The organism is Pedobacter sp. D749, assembly GCF_019317285.1.
GTDB lineage: Bacteria > Bacteroidota > Bacteroidia > Sphingobacteriales > Sphingobacteriaceae > Pedobacter.
The window spans coordinates 1,882,217-1,903,016 of sequence record NZ_CP079218.1 but is presented as its reverse complement, the minus strand read 5'-3'; the positions used below and the strand labels follow the sequence as shown (position 1 = coordinate 1,903,016).

Below are 20,800 nucleotides of genomic sequence, written 5' to 3'. Positions count from 1 at the left end.
ACGGAATATCCAGATGAAAACAAATTTAATTGCAGACGGCCTGGGTTTGGTTGTTCCGATGAATATCGAAGCCATGTGTGTTGCCGAATCAGTTGGTGCGAAATTTCAGCCAGAAACTTATGATTTTAGTACGTTGCCTTTGTCAAAAAGTGAGAAAAGGCCATTTATAACAGAATCATTAGTGTCCGGCACAAAATTAGAACCAAAGGACCCTGGTGTGCATTTACACTGGGCCCTGCCCGATGGACTAACAAAGGGAGCAACCCGTCAGGATGGCGAGGGTGCTGTTACCTTTCCAAAAACACCAGATCGTTGGTTGGTAACAAGAGTAGCTTCTGACCTTTCAAATCCGGCCAATCCGGTAAATAAAATCAGATCCTGGGTGGTAGAAAGTAACTATATCTCTAGCGAGGCCAAGGGAGGCCGGCCGGCAACTGCTGTACCCTATAACACGGACGCTCCCGGTAGGAATAAACCATTGTACCGTTACCTGGGTCGTGTTTTATCATATGAAACCTGGCGAACAAACCATCAGCAAAAACTGAAAGGTATAACACCAAATACAAATGAAGAATACGCCAACGGATTAAATGCTTTGGGTTATGGTTCGCCCACATTTTCTGCATCTTACAGTACCAGCAAAAGTGCTTTCGGTTTTTTTGATAAACAGGCAGACCTCAAAGAATTTCCTGGTGCTATCCTGTTATCGTACCAGGTAATTGGTTGGTACCACAACGAAGAAGACGATCCCATCAACCAATTGCCACTTCAGTTTAACCAGGCTGATTTTAAAAGGCTGTTGGAAGATGCGACGGCAAAAGACCAGGAAATTTTAAACGCCTATTATTCGGTTTATATTGAGGATGGTGCTTACGTGCTAAAAAAAGGTCTCGATGCCGGGGAACAACTGAGTGTGATTAATGCATTGTCGTCATTAGGCTTTAATTTTTTAGATGGCTTATTGAACAGGTGCAAATGGTCCCTTCCATCCAGCGTTGCTGAAACTTTACCTGATGTTACCCATACACTTTATACAGGTACAATCAATAATGTAAAATGGAACGGTACAGAACCTGCTTTTAGGGAGCTTAGCAAGAATATGAGGGTTGCGGTGGGCAATACTGCAACAGAGGCATTGGCCGCCCTCATGGGCAAGGTGAGTAATATGCCCAATCCAAAAGATGTTGAATGGTTATTGAATGCACTGCAATTGGGCAAGCTTAAAGACCTTTTATTGCTGAAAGAGGTAGACCGCACTGAACAGCTGAACATTGAGCTGCACACCAACGGTTTTAACGGTTCCGGAGGTGGCGAATTTTGGGAAATCTCTAAAATTGATAGTGACAAAGATAAAACAGGCTTAAAAAGTCTGAACAAAAGTTTAGGCACCCTGCTTAACGAACTGAACAAAATCCAGTTTGATTACGATCGCAATTTGAATGAAATCGAATCGGCAAGGATCCAGATTTTTATGGATTGGTACAGATTTATACAGCTGGTGCGTAAAGATGAAGATAACCATGATCATGATAACCTGGAAATAGGCAATGTACAGGGCTTTATTGCTAAACAGATAGAGGAGCTGAATGCAAAAGCTGATGCTAATGACAAAGAGCTGATAAAAGAAAAAATTGAGGCCATAAAGAAACTCATTCCAAAGGAATATGAATTGATCAGGAATTCGGCACTACGGTATTGGCAACCAGCCGAACCAGTTGTTTTATTCCAGGGCGATGAAATCACTCCTCCCCAAAGATATGGAGGCGATGGACGTTTCATGGCCAATAAATCCATGGTTTGCCGCCTGTCATCACAGTTGGTGAACAAGCTTGTAATACCAAAAGATGTTGTTGGAAATGAAGGTGAGTTTGTTTTTGAAGGAAAGGATGCACCGCAGCTGCCAAACAACATGCCCTTGCCTCATGCCAACCAGTTTTATGCACTTTTTACCGAAAGCTGTTTGCTTAATCCTTTGGTAACAAGCTTGCTTTGTAAGGCTGCCGGATCAACAATGGAGCAAAAAGACATTCAACTGATCCTCAGGAATGAACGAGAAAAGTATTTAATTCCAACGCTTCCGTTGGTGCTTTCGTTAGCAGCCATGGATCAGATCCAAAGTATAGTAAGTGCTGCAGATTATGATTATCTGTTCGGTTCTTACCTGAAGAAAGATGATGGCTATTCGTTAAATTTAGTGGTCAAAAATCTTCCGGAAAATGAACTCAAACGTTTACAATACATTCTCATTTCTGCTGGCATTGGTCCGGAAAGCAAATTAAAAATTAGTGGTACGGTACCTTCTCCCGTTTATTTTGTTGAATGGGACAAAAACCCATGGCTGCCATATCTCCTATCATGGAAAGTGAATTATTTCCCGGTGGCCGACAAAAAATCGGGTTCAACAAAAGACATTGCTTATAGCAAAGATTTCATTACTAAAAATTTTATACTGGAAAATGGCGACAACAAGCATAACTATGAATTGGGGAAAAAACCTCAACCGATGCAAAACGCTATTTTTCTTACCCCCAATGTTAAAGATAACCTTCATGAACAACTCCAAAAATACATAGATTCGCAACCAGCTGGTACCACAACCGCACTTAGTGATCTTCAGGAAAAACTGAAGAAACAAAGATCGATACTTTCGCAATCGCTGAATGGCTTTAATAATGGCCTGGTAATGCGTGATCAGGTAATGCAGCTGGAGGTTACAGACCTGGTGGAAGATGATCTGCAGGAATTCACCAATATTGATGTACGCAATGTGGTTGGCAGTTTGAACAAAAGTGCCCCTAAACCAGAAAAATATTACAATCCTATCCGTGGAGGTTATTTGCAGATAGAATCGTTAACCATTGTAGATGCATTTGGTTACACGCTGGAAGCACCCAAGGTTAATGTAATGTCGAATTTGATCATTGCCGAAAGCCTTAAAACAAATCAGGGTAACAATCAAGGTTTTATTTACCTGGCTCCAAGAATTGCCCAACCAAGCCGGTTGCAGTTCAGGTGGCTTGCTGCTAATCACGAAAATCTGGAAACGAATTCGCACCCAAGTACTACTCCCGTTTGTGGATGGATCATGGCCAACCATCTTCAGCCTGGCCTATGGTTTTACAGGGCCGAGGGAACCGCTATTGGGTCGCTAAGCCTTTCTGAAGACGGAAAAAGCGTGCTCTGGCAGGTGGCTCCGGTTGTTGGTAGTGATGCTGAGGCTAACCTTTCGAAATACTTTGCGACTGAAGCTGGTAAAAAAGTAAATGAAGAAATAAAGAACCTGATCATTGCCTTATATAACAATAACAAAGGCGAATACCTGAAAGACTTCTTGCAAGCGAACGATTTGTCATTTAGATCGATGAAGCCAGGCGGTTATCAGCAATCCGGAAGCAATGCCGTATTGATGAGTTCTCCAATCGCGGTTGCTCAGGTTAGCCTGGGCATAGAACTCAAAGGATCACCTGCGTATAGCAACGGTTGGGATGACCTGCAAAAGGAAGTAGATCAGTTTGCTTCGGAAAGCTCGATAGATCGAGTGGATAACGGATTTACAGCAGTTAAATTCCCGGTTCGTTTAGGTAAAACTGCTCAAACCAATGATGGCTTGTTGGGTTACTTTAAAGCACAGGATGCCTACAAAGTGTATCGTTCCATCTCTGTTGGAGAAGCTAAATCCGGAATGGTTGTAAAGCGTACCAACAATGATATCGAATTGGCCCTTAAGGATGCTACGCAAGAAACCATTGTAACCCTGCTGCTAGATCCCCGTGGTAGCGTACATGCTACCACCGGAGTACTTCCGGCTAAAGCCATCGATATTCCACCATCGCAATATGCTGATGCACTGGAAAACCTCAATATGGCATTTTTAACCAGTCCAGTACTTTATGCCATGCGTAGCGAACTGATGCCAAATCCGCTGATGCCTGTGCCTGCCCAGAGTGGTGGCGAGTGGAGCTGGTTACAAAAAGAACTCGAGGTTTGGACAGCACAGCAGGTTAAACCTGCAGATGATCAGGCCAATTTAAGTAATGTACCCCAGGAGATCAGAGAAGGATGGTTATTGTTAACAAATAATAAAAAATAGATGGCAACTAAGTTTACAGCAAATTATTTCACGATTTTAAATAAAAATGGTCAAAATAATCTGTACAGGACAGATGATATCGATTTTAATGAGCTTACCTTTAGTTTTATAAACAGATCTCAGGCAGCTATTACATTTAAGGGTGGAGAGAATCCATCCAGCCTCGAGTTCAGTATGCCCTTTCTTAGAGATGGAGATATAGATCCCGTTAAGGATTTTAAATTTGACAACATTGATGGTTGGGAGCCTGCTTTGCTGCTCAATAAAAAATGGGCGGTATGGAAATTTGTTTGTAAAAATGATATCGAACTGCTTCCCGGAAAGAGTTTCAGCTTTGTGATCAAAAAGATCCTTTGCAAAACATATGATGGGGGATATTTTTTCGTCAAAACAATAGCCGTACCAGGTTATGCCGATCTTGAACCTGCATTGGGCAAAGGCCTAACGGTTATAGCGCCCGAAAGTTCAAAGCTCTCCCTACCTTTAGGAGTCTCTTATACAGATTTGGTATATCCAATAAACACGCAAACAGACCGGCCCCATGCTAAAGTTTCGCTGTTGAAAGATGCTCAATATGAGGGTGCCACATTACCGGTATACCTCACCTATGACCCTGTATCTCAGATTAAAAATGGATTTAAACTGCTGTTCACTACCGATACAGATATCGAAATTTTCAAACCAGGCGGGGAAATTAAGGAAGCAAGCATTACGATCATGTTTTTGTTTGGTCCTTATCCCCATCAGATTACCACAACAGATCTTGGTAATAGTATTGAAATCAATGCCAACCAGGTAGGCTGGAAACTGAGGCGAAATGCTGATTCGCCTTCCTGGAAATGGATTGCAGATCCTCAAACCATCAGAGAATTTACGTCCTTTTCCTTTAATATCCGTAGACTGGTTACAGATATGGATGCCGTTGAAGGAATTAGCCTGATGTACGTGCAGGTGAACAACTTTGGTAAATTCGCCGATCATGTTTTCCGTTTTCAACTCATTAAAAAAGTAGCAACCCCATCAATACTTAACTTTAATAGAAATAATGCTTCGATTACAATAGGCGAAAACGTAGGCTTGTCCTGGGCTACATCTTTGGCAAACAAACTGGAAATCGCCTATAAAAGCAGGGATAATGAGCGCATTATACTAAGTACGGTCCCAAAACCTGGAGAGCACCAGATTGAGCTAACCCAGTATGAACCGCTACTGTTACCGGTACCACCTACAGCTGCAACTACTACATTTGAAGCCACCGCTTATGGACCAGGCAATAGCAAAGCAAGTACAAGCGTCACTATTGATGTAAAACAGCGCGTAGCAGAAATCCAATCATTTATCGCCACCCCAGCCATCATTGTAAAAGGAGTAAAAACCACGGTAACCCTTTCGTGGAGCGTTCGCGATGCAAGTCAGCTAAAACTTTACATTGGTGATCAAGAAATTGATGTAAAAAACAGCACCAGCAAGCAGGTAGAGTTAGATGGCCCATTCGAATATAAACTGGTTGCGCGTTCTTATGGCGATGAACTTCCAAACGTTACTAAAACGCTAAAAGTATGCCAATATGAAAATAGAAAGGTAATATCGCTGCCATTTAATACCGATAAAAAAGGTGATCGCCCGCGAGTCATTGAACTTAAGCAGCAATTGGTAGATTTTATATTCTTGCACAATGGACAAGATGAACTTTATTCTATTTGCCTAACTGTAAATATTGGTGTTGTTACGACCAAAACCAATTTCAACAGCTTTGCTTTACTTTCGGATAAAGAGCACTTAGCCTACTACAATATTGGAGATGGTGGTAGCCATGGCATTTATGTAAAACCCATCTTAAACCAGCAAGGACTAGGGAACTTCACTGCTTTTCCAGATGCTGCAGATCATCCAATGCCCATGCGTCTTTCTCCCGATGGCAAAAAACTTTATGTGAGCTTTAAACAAGCTGAAACTTATCGCGCCACTTATTTGAATTCGGAGGATCCTAAAAATTTAAGAATTGAAACAGCATACCAACCCATTTATGGAACTGGTGCCCCATTTATAGGTTTTAACAGCGGCAATTCATCGGTATTATATGTTCCTAACAATGATGACCTCAGCTTACTCACCAGCACATATACCAGAGATGGTGGTATCCAGTTTGCTAAAACTCAACTCAGCGGCAAGGTGATGTTAATGGTTGAACCAGATATAAACACTAAGGAAAAGAAGACCTATCTGGCTTATGAAAATAGCAACGTCATCTCCGTTATTCCATCAGATCTGATCCCGTACCAAATAGACGTTGGTGCTCAACCTTTCGACATGATTTTAAGTGCTGATGAGCAAACTTTGTATGTAGCCTGTATCAAAGAGAATAAAGTACTCGCTATCAATACAAATAATCGAAAAGTTGAAACCGTTTATTCATCCATTGATACACCATCTTGCCTTAAATTATCTCCCGATGGCCTGTTGTTATTTGTGGGTAACCACCGGGCAAGAACGCTTACGGTGATCAATGTAAAAAACGACAATATTGCAGCACCAATTCCTCTGGGCGAGCAGGCGGGTAATCCGATAACGATATCGGTAATACAAATGCCGAAGTACTACTATGTTGTTATTGGGAAAGAAAACTACTCACAAAGAACAAAATGGACCGATACAATCATCATTAAACCAAATACATCGCTCAATGTGAACATGTTCAATTTTTATAAACCAGGATGATTTTGATTAAAAAATAAAAGGCGGTTCTCAGTTTTTTCTGTAGGGATGCCTATGGCAACAATATATAATACCCAATACTAAAAAAATGGCAAACAAGTTTACGGCAAATTACTTCACGGTTTTAAACAAAATTGGACAGAACACACTGTACCGAACAGACGACCTGACTTTTAACGAACTTACCTTTAGTTTCATCAACAGATCTAATGCAGGTATTACGTTTAAGGGTGGCGAAACACCATCGAGCCTGGAATTCAGTATGCCTTTTCTTAGATATGGGGATGTAGACCCTGTGAAGGATTTAAAGTTTGGAAACATTGAAGGTTGGGAACCTGTTTTACTCCTCGATAAAAAATGGGCGGTATGGAAGTTTGTTTGTAAAGAGGATTTGATTGTACAGCCAGACAAAAGTTTCAGCTTTGTGATCAAAAACATCTTTTGCAAAACAGATGATGGGGGATATTTTTTCATCAAAACAACGGCTGTACCAGACTATGCTGATCTTAATCCTTCGCTTAGTAAAGTATTAACGGTGATCACACCTAAAGATTCCAGGCCCTTATTGCCTTTAGCGGTCTCATATACAGATTTGGTATATCCTATTAACACGCAAACAGATCGGCCCCATGCTAAAGTTTCGCTGCTAAAGGATTCGCAATTTGAGAATGCGGCACTGCCGATCTACCTCACCTACGATGCGGGATCGCAAATTAAAAATGGCTTTAAACTGCTGTTCACTACCGATACAGATATCGAAATTTTCAAACCAGGCGGGGAAATTAAGGAAGCAAGCATTACGATCATGTTTTTGTTTGGTACCTATCCCCATCAGATTACGACAACAGATCTTGGAAATTACATTGAAATCAATTCAAATCAGGTAGGTTGGAAACTAAGGCGCAATGCTGATTCGCCTTCCTGGAAATGGATTGCAGATCCCCAAACCATCAAAGAGTTTACGTCCTTCTCCTTCAATATCCGTAGACTGGTTACAGATATGGATACCGTTGAAGGAATTAGTTTGATGTACGTGCAGGTGAACAGTTTTGGTAAATTCGCCGATCATGTTTTCCGTTTTCAACTCATTAAAAAAGTAGCAACCCCATCAATACTTAACTTTAATAGAAATAATGCTTCGATTACAGTAGGCGAAAACGTAGGCCTGTCCTGGGCTACATCTTTAGCAAACAAACTGGAAATCGCCTATAAAAGCAGGGATAATGAGCGCATTATACTAAGTACGGTCCCAAAACCTGGAGAGCACCAGATTGAGCTAACCCAGTATGAACCGCTACTGTTACCGGTACCACCTACAGCCGCAACTACTACATTTGAAGCCACCGCTTATGGACCAGGCAATAGCAAAGCAAGTACAAGCATCACCATTGATGTAAAACAGCGCGTAGCAGAAATCCAATCATTTATCGCCACCCCAGCCATCATTGTAAAAGGAGTAAAAACCATAGTCAATCTCTCATGGACCGTTCGCGATGCAAGGCAGCTGAAACTTTACATTGGCAATGAAGAAATTGATGTAAAAAACAGCACCAGCAAACTGATAGAACTAGATGGCCGATTCGAATATAAACTGGTTGCGCGTTCTTATGGCTATGAACTTCCCAATGTTACTAAAACGCTAAAAGTATACCAATATGAAAATAGAAAGGTAAGATCGCTGCCATTTAATACCGATAAAAAAGGGGATCGCCCCAGGGTGGTTCAATGTAAATATAAAAATGTAGATTTTATATCCTTCCACAATGGACAAGATGAACTTTATTCTATTTGCCTAACTCTAGATATTGGTCTTGTTACGACCAAAACCAATTTTAACAGTTTTGCTTTACTTTCGGAGAAAGGACTCTTAGCCTATTACAATATTGGAGATGGTGGTCGCCATGGTATTTATGTAAAAAACATCTTAAACCAGCAAGGGCTAGGGAACTTTACTGCTTTTCCAGATGCTGCAGATCATCCAATGCCAATGCGTTTTTCGCCCGATAGCAAAAAACTTTATGTGAGCTTTAAACAAGCTGAGACTTATCGCGCCACTTATTTGAATTCGGAGGATCCTAACAATTTAAGAATTGAAACTGGACATCAACCAATTTATGGAACTGGTGCTCCATTTATAGGTTTTAATAGCGGTAATTCATCGGTATTGTATATTCCTAATAATGATGACCTCAGCTTACTCACCAGCACATATACCAGAGACGGCCGGATTGAATTTACCAAAACTCAACTCAGCGGCAAAGTGATTGTAATGGTTGAACCAGCTGTAGGCACAAAGGAACAAAAAACCTATCTGGCTTATGAAAATAGCAACCTCATTTCCGTTATCCCACAAGATCTGATCCCGTACCAAATAGACATTGGCGCTCAACCTTTCGACATGACTTTAAGTGCTGATGAGCAAACTTTGTATGTAGCCTGTATCAAAGAGAATAAAGTGCTCGCTATCAATACAAATAATCGAAAAGTTGAAACCGTTTATTCATCCATTGATACACCTTCCTGCCTTAAATTATCTCCCGATGGCCTGTTGTTATTTGTGGGTAACCACCGGGCAAGAACGCTTACGGTGATCAATGTAAAAAACGACAATATTGAAGCACCAATTCCTCTGGGCGAGCAGGCGGGTAATCCGATAACGATATCGGTAATACAAATGCCGAAGTACTACTATGTTGTTATTGGAAAAGAAAACTACTCGCAACGAACAAAGTGGAGCAACACGGATGTGATAAAACCTAATACAACTATTAATGTAAATATCTTCAACTTTTACCACCCGGTATAAAAATATTTTATCATAATAAAAGCGACGATGAATTTTAACGAGCTAAAAGAATTGATTAAAAACAACTTAAGCAACGGAACGTTTAAGTTGGCCACAAAAGACCAACCAAAGTTAAAAAACTTAGGAGATGATTATCTTGCAGGTGGGAATTTGGAACTTTCATCGGCTGCTTTAGCACCCGAAACGGACGAAACCATAACCGTAAAAGGTAAAGGAACAGCCCTGCCGTTTAAAGACATGGCCGTAACTGCAGAATTCTATCTCATTGATGGTGGCGTGGCACTGGATCTGACCGCTACAACCGGAAAAAAAGACTGGAAGTTAAACGAGTCTATTCCTGCGTTTAAAGATACCATTGCCGAAAAAATCCCATTTAAAGAAGATCCGAAGCCCGCATTCTATCTTTTGTCGGATGCTAAACCAGCCAAAGGCGATACGCCAGCCAAAACAACAGGATTAACATTTGATGCTACGGTAGATGTTGGCAAAATTCCTGATCAGGTTAAAGATATTTTAGGAATCGATAAAGAAAAGCTAACCGGGCCAGTTGTTTTAAAAAACAATGGTAAAGACCTCGTTTCTATTGAGCTAACTGGCCCTGATATCGTAAATGTTGGAATGGGCGATCTGGGGACTTTTAAGTTAACGGTGAAAGTAGCCAGCGATATTTTAGAAAATGCCGATAAGACAAAAAAAGTTGTACCCTTTGTGGAACTGTCTACTTTTATCCCAATAAAAGGAGATGTAAATATTGAAATTGTTGCGAAGATCTCCGATACTTCATCGGTTGTACGTTTCGACGCGAAGCTGGATAAAGTAATCAGTTTAGGATTTAATGCACTGGCTGATAAGTTCGGCGATCTTGAACTGCCAAGTGGCTTCGAGTTAAGTGATCATGTGGAGCTGGCAAAGCTTTATATCGATTTCAATATCAAAGAAAAAAAGGTTTCGGTTATTGCTTTTAAACTGGCAAGTAAGAAAGGCTGGGAAATTACAAAGGTAAACGACAATCCTTTTACGGCCAGCGAACTTGCACTACAGTTTGGCATCGACTATCCCCATACCAAAGAAAAACGTGGCGTTAGCCTTAAAATTGAAGGGCAGGTTACACTCGAAAAAAATGCCAGTTTAGTGATTAGTGCCGCCAAAGACAAAAATGGCCTGAAAGTAAAAGGCTCACTTAAAAAGGATTCCATTCTAAGTATCAAAAACTTTATCAAACAGTTTGTTGGTCCAGCTGATGATGTACCAGACATTGTAACCATATACAAACTTGATTTTAACAAGGAAGATAAGGGTTATGCTTTCAATACGGCGCTTAATGGCGCCTGGCAGATCAATGGCGAACAGGGTACGGCTTTGAGCGTGAAAGACCTGACTTTTGATCTGAGTTATAAAACGGCAGAAAAAGAACGAAAAGCAAATTTTGCAGGTGCGCTTAAGGTAGATAACGTTGATATCAAGGTAACTGCTAAATACGAAGGTGGTAAGGATCCTAAAGGATGGACTTTTACAGGTGCTACAGGTACTGATCAACAGATTTCGATGGAGAATTTTTTCACCTATATGGCCACAAACTTTAAAACGGGTAATCCGCCTGCCTGGTTAAAAAAGATCAACATTCACGATCTCGCTACCAGTTTTAACACCAAAACAAAAGATTTTGATTTCAGCGTCAAAGGAAATATCGCTGTTGGAGAGGAAAAAACGCTTTATCTGGAATTAGGGTTTGACCTGGCTCATGAAAAAGAAACTTATCAAAGTACCTTAACGGGAGAAGTTACTATAGACTCCTCATTATTTAAGTTGAAATTTGCCAAAGGTGATGATGAAAATAGTCTGGCGGCGAGTTGGAATGTAATTGAGGAGGAAGAAGAGGAAGACTTTGTAGAAGTTGAGGTAATTGGCGAAGATGTGGAAGATGAAACAGATGAGAAAGACAAATTGCTCCAATTTGATGATATTGTTTCGGTTTTCGGACTGAGCGCCTTGCCTCCTATTCCAGATGGCCTAAAACTTTCTTTAAAAGCAGCAAATCTGCGTTATGATTTTGATCAAAAGGCCTTCGTTTTCACGGCCATATCCAAAAATTATGGTCACGCTACATTTGTGTCCAAAAAAATAGATGAAGAATGGGTCTATGCATTTGGGATCAACATGAAAGCCGATGTAAAGCTCGAAAAGCTGCCATTAATTGGTGCAGATCTGGCCAAAATAGCCGGCAAGGATGTCGGGTTAAATGGAATCAAGCTCATCGGCATTTCAACTAGCATCGCAGTTGATGAGATTACGGCATTTAACGAATTGATCAACATTGATGAAGAGGAAATTTATCCAATGCTGCCAGAATCAGACGAGGATTTAGTAGAGGCGACTTATGTGGTACTCCAACTGGATTTGGGAAAAGATAATACCTACGATTACAAATTTAATACTGGTGGTAAAAAGAAACAACAACTGCTGTTAACTACCGACACCAAAAAGGATGACGGTATCAAATGGAAAAATCTTCAGAAAAAAATCGGTCCGGTACACTTTAACCGCGTTGGGATTGGTTACAAAGATAATCGCATCAGTTTGCTGCTTGATGCCGCCCTGGTATTTTCGGTGCTTAAAATCGAAATGCTTTCTTTGGGCGTAAGCAACTCTATTAGCAAATTTGATCCGGAATTTGAGCTGAGTGGTGTAAACATTTCTTATAAAAATGGTCCGGTTGAAATTGCAGGAAGTTTTCTGAAAACAAAAAATAACGAGATTACAGAATACAGCGGTACAGCTGTTGTTGCCTTGCAGAATTTCCGCATGTCGGCATTGGGATCTTATGCCTCCATAAAAGGCGAGCCATCGTTATTTGTATTTGCTATGCTTACCTCACCACCTCCCGGAGGCCCTCCTTGTTTCTTTGTTACAGGCATAGCGGCAGGTTTTGGATACAACAGAAGTTTAAGGCTTCCAACTATCGATCATGTGGCTGAGTTTCCATTTGTAAAGGCGTTCAGCAAAAAAAGTCCGTTCAAAGACAATGACCCTAAAGCAGCGCTTCAGGTATTAATGGAGAAAGATCTTGTGCCGATTGACATCGGTCAAAACTGGCTGGCAGCGGGTGTGCAGTTCACGTCATTCCAAATGGTGAATTCGTTTGCCTTAATGACAGTACTGTTCGGCACAACATTCGAAATCGGAATTCTGGGTATCTCTGAGGTTTCTATGCCACCTGCTGTTCCTGGTAAGAAAATAGAAACACCTTTAGCCTTTGCCCAACTTGCACTCAATGCCAGAATTCTTCCTGATACCGGTGTAATTTCGATAGAGGCTAAGCTCACGCCAGAATCTTATATCCTGTCAAAAAAATGTGTACTTACAGGAGGCTTTGCTTTTTATATCTGGACTGCTCCAAGTAAATACGAGGGCGATTTTGTAATCACCCTTGGTGGCTATCACCCCGATTTCAAGGTGCCTGCCCACTACCCTAAAGTGCCACGTCTTGGATTTAACTGGCAGGTGAGTAAAGAAGTTTTGATAAAAGGTGCAATGTACTTCGCTATAACGCCTACTTGCCTGATGGCAGGAGGTTTATTGGAAGCTACCTATGTTAGCGGAAACCTGAAAGCCTGGTTTATCATGGGTGCAGATTTCCTGATCGCATGGAAGCCCTACTATTACAGTGCCCGTATGTATGTTTCGTTTGGTGTACAATACACCTTCGATATAAATCTGTTGTTCACCAGGATAACCGAAACCATATCTGTTTGTATTGGTGCCGATCTTAAAGTATGGGGCCCAGACTTCTCGGGTGTGGCAAGCATTCACTTATGGATCATTTCTTTTGATGTTTCATTTGGTGCTGCCGATAGCAAAAAACCAGCAGCAATTACATGGGACGAGTTCACAAAATCGTTTTTACCTCCACCAACAACAAATACAAAACCATTATTATTTGCTACCACCAGCGGCTTTACATATACTGATACCCAATGTAATAGTAAGTTAATAGATGGCTTAATTCAAGAATTAAAACCCGATAATATTAATGATCTGAGCTGGATTGTTACCAGAGACCGCACAGTGTTTGAAACACATAGTGTTTATCCGATAAAAGAATTCACAATCAAAATTGTGGATAGTAAGGGTGTAGAGGTCGAATTCGAGATCATGAATGATGTAGCAGTTACAGGCCGTGAAAAGGGGTTTGGAGTTGGAATGGTGAATGTGGAAAGTAAGGATTTTGAATCAGTGCATTCGGTACTTATCGAACTGGATTATGAAGTTCCTAAAGGAACACGTAAGTTCGGGGTTACCGGTGTGTTGACTAATATACCTAAATCTTTATGGGAAAAAAGAGCTACTGGTTTCGATGCAGATGCAATGATAGAAAATGTATTGGTAGGCTTCCAAATCCGTCCTCAGGCGGTAGCACCTAAAAATACACTGCCTATAGCGCTTTCTAAGTTAGAATTCTTTTACAAAAAATATGGAAATAACATCGAGTTTACACAACCGAAAGTTATCACTGAATCTAAGCAACCTGAAGATGCAATGGCCTTACTGAAAAGAACAATTAATAATGACGAGGTTGTAAAAACCAGATCTGCTATACTAAATGCGTTGAAATTACGCGGGAGGAAGATCAATACCGAAGTAAAAGTAAATCATCTGGAAAATGATGCCGAAGATATTTTAATGGCTCCGCCTTTGATTAAGTACACTTACTGGAGAGAAAAATCAGCTTAATTCTTGATTTAACATACTAATTTTTAGTAACTTAATATCTAAAATTAATTGACTTACAGACTTTAAACAAATAATTAACCAATGAGCAATTATTCTATTACCGCGCTAATTTCTATTCCTCAAGAGGCCGGGTATTTTTTTCCTGACAGGCATTTCCAATACATTTGCGGTAACCCGCTTTACAAAGTGATGATTGATAAGCTGGAAGCCATACCACAGATTGATAAGATCATTGTGAATACAGACTCTGGCACCATTAAAACCTATCAAAGCCGTTCTGGGAAAGTGAGAGTGATTAGCGTTTACAAAGAAGAACCACAAGAGACCGAACTCGAGCTCACCTCAGATAAGGTAACAACCGAGATGCTGAAACATGTAGAGGGCGAACATTTCCTACAGCTCGGCCCTATTTTCCCATTTTTAAAACAGGATACGATAGAGAGGGCAATTGAAAATTATGATAGATATGTAATCAACAAAGAAGATCGCAACCATGACTCGGTTTTCACCATCAGGGCACTGAACCGAAGATATTTCGACAGCGACACGGATATCATTAGAGAAGACCGTCCAAATACCTTTTTAGAGGATGGCATCTTGCATCTCTTTAACAGAACAACTTTTTTAGCTAACGGCAATCGCAAAGTGGGTAAAAAGCCCGATGCCTATATTGTTGAGGAAATCGAAAACCTGGCTATAGATTCTGAAGAAAACTACAGGATTGCTATTTATATTGACGAGCACCGGAATCTCTTTCGCCGCATTTTTAGCAGATAAATATAGGATGGAAGATTGATTATGAAAATTGGAGGATGTGCTGAACATTATTAATAAAAATATAGATATCGAAGAATCGAGATAAAATATGTCGGTTTTAGTTAAAAATATGCTAAATCTCCAATCTTTTATTGAACATTTTATAATAAAGTTTATTCGAAGAGAATACCCCGGGGCTCAACGCCATTATTTAAGCCATTGGCACAATGGTAAAATATTTAACCACAGATAAAAAGGATGCACAGATATAAAAATCCGTGTTTATCTGTGTAAATCTGTGGTTAAAACCTTAACTTAATAACATTGCCTCGGGTTATTTATTAATTTTAAAGAATTTTTGGTCATCATTCGATATTGTAAATTCAAATTATTTTAAGAGATTTACACTAAACCAACATTGTAAGCGCTACACGTGCTCATTTTTCATTATGCCTCACCCCATTCCTAAAAAGGGAAGTAAAGCCGATTTAGATTATCTTCTTCAGCTCATGAACATGATATTTCCAATTAGCGACGTGCTGAAACAGGAAATAACTGAACATTTAGTGTCATTTGAGGTTAAAAAAGATGAGGTTTTGGTAGAACAGAATAGTTACTGCCACTACATGTATTTCATTTTGAAAGGGGCCTTAATGGGCCGAACGACGTATAACGGGAAAAAGATTGTCACTTACATGTCGATAGAGAACGAATTTGTAAGTTCTATTTCAGGTCTCCACGGTACCAATGTTTCAAAGGAAGAAATCAGTGCGATTGAAGATTGTTCGATAATAGCCATTCATAATGACGTTTTGCAGCGACTTTTTCTAACTCAGTTTGATATTAATTACTTATTCAGGGTGATGGTTGAGAAATATTATATGGATGCACAGGAACGCACACATATTGTGCGGGTTGGGAGTGCAAAGGAGAGGTTTTTATATTTTGCCCAAACCAAGCCTGAACACATGGAACGTCTGCCTTTAGAATATGTTGCTTCTTTATTGGATATGAAGCCTTTAACACTGATTAATATCAAAAAACAACACGAATTAAACATTGTTAAAGATAAAGAAACAGCAGAGTTTTGCATTGCAATTGAACGGTGTATGGCCGAATGTGAATTGTTTAAGGATAAGGATATCAGTTTGCAGAGTTTGTCAAAATACCTTAATTTTTCTACGCACAAGCTTTCTTCGCTGTTAAACAATCAGTTTCAGCAGAAATTTATTGATTTCGTGAATACATACCGGATTAATCATATCAAAGCACAAATTGCAATGCCAGGTAATTTACAATATTATACCATTGCAACACTTGCTAACAATGCCGGTTTCTCTTCAAGAAGCGCTTTTTACAAAGTATTTAAAAAGATGGTAGGGATGAGTCCGGTTGAGTACGCAAGGAGTTTGGCGTTTAATAGCTAACAGTTTCTTTAGCACTTAAAATGCCGCCTTTTGAGAACCTCTTAAAGGTTTTAATTTCGCTTAAATCCGAAGAAATATTTTTTGAAGGCACAGTCTAAAAAAGCGGCTAAGATAAACAAAAAGGCCAATTTACTCCTTAATCCGCCCTCAGTTTGAAGCGAAATGTGGCGTAACATGGAAAACGGAACGAGCAGTCATTTTCACTGAACACCCGGTTTATTGCGCTTTACCGATGTTTCTCCGACACAGCCATACACACCAACAATACCCGGAGATAACTTTCCCTTTACCTGTTATTGAGCTATTGTTGACCTACTGATCTTAAGCGAGGTAAATTTTTAACCTATCTGATCTACACCTGGGCTATAACCCAGTGCAAGTAAGTGCGAAGTTGTGTGCAAGCAGGTACCATGCAAGCCTGGCCGAAAGGTGGCATAAATGTGGCGTGAAGGTGGAATTGGAATATTCTTTTTGGGGATTTTTAATCAGATGGATTGATTCGTTCATAGCCGTCACCCTGAATTTATTTCAGGGTCTATTTATCAGTAAAGATGCTGAAATAAATTCAGCATGACGATCCCGCTAGTTTCACGGGTTTAAAATTTGTCAGTATGAATAATATTAATCGAACTGAGGTTAATATACTAAAATTATGGTTATCAGGACTGGAATGATCAAAATTAACGCTTAGGATAAAAGTCAGTAAGCTCATAAGAATAAATGACGCTTAAGATCTTCCATTGCCCTTTTACCCTATCCATAATGTCATTAAGTTAAGCCATTAGGCATAAGAAAATAATTTAACCACAGATAGGAAGGATGCACACAGATATGAAAATCCGTGTTTATCTGTGCTCATCTGTGGCTAAGAACGCTTAACTTAATGACGTTGACCCTATCCAGACCACAGGATTCCTGTGGAACAACTGATTAAATAGCCCAGCGTCTTTTTCGATGATGCTTTGTCTGAAATCTTTGACGACCTTTTCGATCCTTACCTTTTCCCGGGTTGTATCCTGGGCATTTACGAAATGGGATAACATGATGAATAAAGTGATCATAATTGTTTTCATTGGAGTTATTTTTTGTTGTTTAATACTAGATTTTTAACTTGATCAGATGGTTTTTCGATGGCCAAACGATAAAATAATCCTGTAATGATACATGCCGTAAAACAGATAAGAAGAGCAACATTTCCTGATATAGAAATATCCCCTTTTTTAAGTAACCACTGTACCATGTGGATGATCCCCTTGTGTGAAAGATAAATGGAATAAGAAAGTGCTGCCAGTTGAGAAGTGATACGATATTTCCGCTTGCTTAAAACAGATGATTTCGAAATTGAACCCAGCACCAGAATGCCATAGCTGATGGCTACTAATGTAAAACCAAAAAAAGAGGTATTTTCAGAGACCTGGTCTTTGCAAAACCACAGCGAAAAACCTACCGCCAGCATTCCGATGAGTAGCAGGGAATTTCCGTAACGGTCAACCGCAGCCCTAAACTTCTGAGAAAAACTGAACAGATAACCAATCAATACGCCAATTGCCAATCCATCAAGCCTTGTATGGGTCGGATAATAGATTTTCATATACCACGTCCTCCAAAAATCCGCGGTATTGATATCTGGAAAAACATATTCGGTCCAGGAGAAATAGCGCAAAGTAATGGAAATTAGGATCAATAACGGGATGATCAATTGGATATGGCTAATTGCCTTTACTCTTAGCAGAAATAACAGCAACAAGGGCAAAAACAGATAGAATTGCTCTTCAATGCATAGGGACCAGGCATGAGAAAAAGTACCATAATTAAAAACATCCAGGCCATAATTTTGAGTAAATGAGATGAACTTCCACAATGGTGGTAAATTTTCTCTTTCCCTGAAAAAGGATATACTGAAGTACAGAAATAAAGTAAATGCATAAGGTGGGATAATCCGGAAAAACCGTTTAGTCATAAATATCCCCAATTGAATTTTTTGATGCGCTCTGATCTCCCTGAACAGTTGGCTGGAAATTAAAAAACCACTTAATACGAAAAAAAGGTCAACCCCGGTCCAACCGACCCAGCCGATCGTTTCAATCCATTGCGGATGCTCAAACATCCTGTAGTGATACAGAAGTACGAGTACAATTGCGATGGCCCGAAGGTGGTCCAGTCCATTAAATCTTTCTTTACTCATTTGTTTTTTTCTGTAAAATTCATTCTATTTTCAATTGTTTTACGGGCTGTTATGCAGAATGCATGGATTATCATTTACACTGTTCCTATCGTTGTTTAAATACCAGAACATGGTGTTGGCCACCCGATACCTGTAGTTTAAATATGTTTCCCGATAAGAACTACTTAATTTCTATTTTTGGGGTATTGTGAATAAGCTGCTGAACGCGAGAATAGAAAAAGAAATAGGCTATCAAACCATATTTTGGTTGGCGTTATTCATATTTGGCACCGCCAGGAACTACAGCGAGTCTGGAGAGTCTGAATTTAGAGAGTTTTTTTATTACGGCCTTTGCCACCTCATATTTCAAATAGCCGGTTCCAATTTTATATATTACGTTCTGATACGGAAATATTTCGACCTTAAAAAATACGTTCTGTTTTCGGTTTATCTTCTGTCGGCTACCTATGTATTAGGGGTATCAAACCGCATCTTCATTGTACATTTAGCTGAGCCTTTTTTCGCCAATTATCCAAAGAATAGTATCATAGAGATCGTGACGGACATCGAGTACCTCCTGATCTGTTATATTATTCCGTTCTTATCAGGCGCATTCATATTTATTTCGGTGAAGTATATTTTACGTTACAACAGCGAGAAACAAAATACGGTACAACTTCAAAAAGAGAAAGCTGAACTCGAATTGAAAGCCTTGAAATCACAGCTTAATCCCCACTTCCTCTTCAACACACTGAACAACATTTACTCCTTATCTATAGTAAATTCCAGCTATACTTCGGAATCGATCAGCCGGCTTTCCGACATCCTGGACTATGTTTTGTATAAAGGACAGCAGCGGCTGGTGATGATCTCAGATGAACTTAGCATAATTGATGCCTACATTGAACTGGAAAAGCTGCGATATGATGAACGTTTACATATTACCCAATTTCAAAATATTAAATTTCCTAACTTCGTTCCTCCCCTGTTGTATTTGTCGCTGGTTGAAAACGCCTTCAAACATGGGGCAGAAAAAACAAGCGGAAATATCGATATTCGTATTTCGGTAGTAACCGGACACGACCATTCTATTTTTAAAGTTGAAAATTCAGCATTTAAAAAAGATTCCGGTAATAGAGAAAAAACAGGCATAGGATTGAAAAACATAGAGAAACAGCTACAATCCTATTATTCTGATCAATATTCAATGAAAATAACCGATAAAAGCAATTGGTTTGCAATCGAAATAATAATCCCTGGAAATCATGATTAATTGTATTATCGTAGACGATGAACCTTTAGCCGTTAACCTTTTAGAAAATCACATTTCTAAAATTGAGGACCTGAAGCTTGTTGCCAGGGGAAAAAATGCACTCGAAGCCTATAAGCTGTTACAAAATCACGAAGTAGACCTGATGTTCCTTGACATCCAGATGCCTGACCTCAACGGGATAGAATTTCTAAAATCCCTTCATAAAAGACCCGCAACAATATTTACTACCGCATTTCGCGAATATGCCATAGACGGATTTGAACTTGAAGCAGTAGATTATTTACTGAAGCCCATCACTTTTGAAAGATTTTTTAGATCGGTCCACCGAATATTAAGAAATATGGAAAAGATTCCTGAAGATTTTATTGTGTTAAAGGCAGAGGGTTTTAACAGGAAGATAAAAATAAATGAAATTCTTTATTTTGAGAGCAGTGGAAATGATGTGAAGGTTATTCTTGCCAATGATAACCTGACGGTTTTGAAAACCTCCATTTCTGATCTGGAAACAACTTTACGACATAATGGATTTGTCAGGATCCACCGTTCTTTCCTGATCAACCCAAATGCTGTCACTGCTGCGAATCACAACGAAATACTCCTGGGTCAATTTACGGTTCCCGTAGGGAGGAGTTACAAAAAGCAATTTGATGATTTTGTTAATCAGTTTTTTGCAAAAGGATTTTTCAGCAAATAATTCTAAAATTGTAGCGTGCATGAATGATGTATTTTAATGAATTGATTCTACCCTACTTTGGTAGTGGAGTGCACCAATTCTCTGCTCCTGCCCTTGTTGTCTGCGGTTACGCTGTCGGTAAATATTGATGTACCTATCAGAGCA

At 39.7% G+C, this 20,800-nt stretch carries 9 protein-coding genes; 8 read left to right on the top strand and 1 reads right to left on the bottom strand.

The genetic code is table 11. The annotated features are described in order from the left end of the window. Positions 1 to 13: 13 nt before the first annotated feature. The 6 genes from KYH19_RS07585 (at position 14) to KYH19_RS07560 (ending at position 16,525) form a co-directional block, all read left to right on the top strand. On the top strand, positions 14 to 4,090 hold the full coding sequence (locus tag KYH19_RS07585) for a hypothetical protein (RefSeq protein ID WP_219078197.1): 4,077 nt from the start codon (positions 14 to 16) through the stop codon (positions 4,088 to 4,090). After that, complete coding sequence (locus KYH19_RS07580) at positions 4,091 to 6,808, top strand: YncE family protein (protein WP_219078196.1); 2,718 nt, start codon at positions 4,091 to 4,093, stop codon at positions 6,806 to 6,808. 85 nt (positions 6,809 to 6,893) lie between these two features. Then, the gene (locus KYH19_RS07575; RefSeq protein ID WP_219078195.1) at positions 6,894 to 9,611 is read left to right on the top strand and encodes a YncE family protein; all 2,718 of its coding nucleotides are present in this window, start codon (positions 6,894 to 6,896) and stop codon (positions 9,609 to 9,611) included. Between the two features lie 27 nt (positions 9,612 to 9,638). Beyond that, positions 9,639 to 14,342: a DUF6603 domain-containing protein gene (locus KYH19_RS07570; RefSeq protein ID WP_219078194.1), complete on the top strand. Its 4,704-nt coding sequence runs from the start codon at positions 9,639 to 9,641 to the stop codon at positions 14,340 to 14,342. A gap of 81 nt (positions 14,343 to 14,423) precedes the next feature. Beyond that, positions 14,424 to 15,119 carry a cytidylyltransferase domain-containing protein gene (locus tag KYH19_RS07565; protein WP_219078193.1) on the top strand — a complete coding sequence of 232 codons (696 nt, stop codon included), beginning with the start codon at positions 14,424 to 14,426 and terminating at the stop codon, positions 15,117 to 15,119. Between the two features lie 428 nt (positions 15,120 to 15,547). Beyond that, a complete protein-coding gene (locus KYH19_RS07560) occupies positions 15,548 to 16,525 on the top strand; it encodes a helix-turn-helix domain-containing protein (RefSeq protein ID WP_219078192.1) in 978 nt (325 codons plus the stop codon). Positions 16,526 to 17,603: 1,078 nt separating this feature from the next. Here KYH19_RS07560 and KYH19_RS07555 read toward each other — a convergent pair. After that, positions 17,604 to 18,710: an acyltransferase gene (locus KYH19_RS07555; protein WP_219078191.1), complete on the bottom strand. Its 1,107-nt coding sequence runs from the start codon at positions 18,708 to 18,710 to the stop codon at positions 17,604 to 17,606. Positions 18,711 to 18,957: 247 nt separating this feature from the next. Here KYH19_RS07555 and KYH19_RS07550 point away from each other — a divergent pair, with 247 nt between their 5' ends. Beyond that, a complete protein-coding gene (locus KYH19_RS07550) occupies positions 18,958 to 19,962 on the top strand; it encodes a sensor histidine kinase (protein ID WP_219078190.1) in 1,005 nt (334 codons plus the stop codon). Next, the gene (locus KYH19_RS07545; protein WP_219078189.1) at positions 19,955 to 20,656 is read left to right on the top strand and encodes a LytTR family DNA-binding domain-containing protein; all 702 of its coding nucleotides are present in this window, start codon (positions 19,955 to 19,957) and stop codon (positions 20,654 to 20,656) included. Before KYH19_RS07550 ends, KYH19_RS07545 begins: the two co-directional genes overlap by 8 nt. The last annotated feature ends 144 nt before the right edge of the window (positions 20,657 to 20,800 follow it).

Coding starts and splice junctions, on each gene's coding strand:
- KYH19_RS07570 (WP_219078194.1), top strand. CDS start 9,639: ATGAATTTTAACGAGCTAAAAGAATTGATTAAAAACAACTTAAGCAAC.
- KYH19_RS07545 (WP_219078189.1), top strand. CDS start 19,955: ATGATTAATTGTATTATCGTAGACGATGAACCTTTAGCCGTTAACCTT.
- KYH19_RS07575 (WP_219078195.1), top strand. CDS start 6,894: ATGGCAAACAAGTTTACGGCAAATTACTTCACGGTTTTAAACAAAATT.
- KYH19_RS07560 (WP_219078192.1), top strand. CDS start 15,548: ATGCCTCACCCCATTCCTAAAAAGGGAAGTAAAGCCGATTTAGATTAT.
- KYH19_RS07565 (WP_219078193.1), top strand. CDS start 14,424: ATGAGCAATTATTCTATTACCGCGCTAATTTCTATTCCTCAAGAGGCC.
- KYH19_RS07585 (WP_219078197.1), top strand. CDS start 14: ATGAAAACAAATTTAATTGCAGACGGCCTGGGTTTGGTTGTTCCGATG.
- KYH19_RS07555 (WP_219078191.1), bottom strand. CDS start 18,710: ATGAGTAAAGAAAGATTTAATGGACTGGACCACCTTCGGGCCATCGCA.
- KYH19_RS07580 (WP_219078196.1), top strand. CDS start 4,091: ATGGCAACTAAGTTTACAGCAAATTATTTCACGATTTTAAATAAAAAT.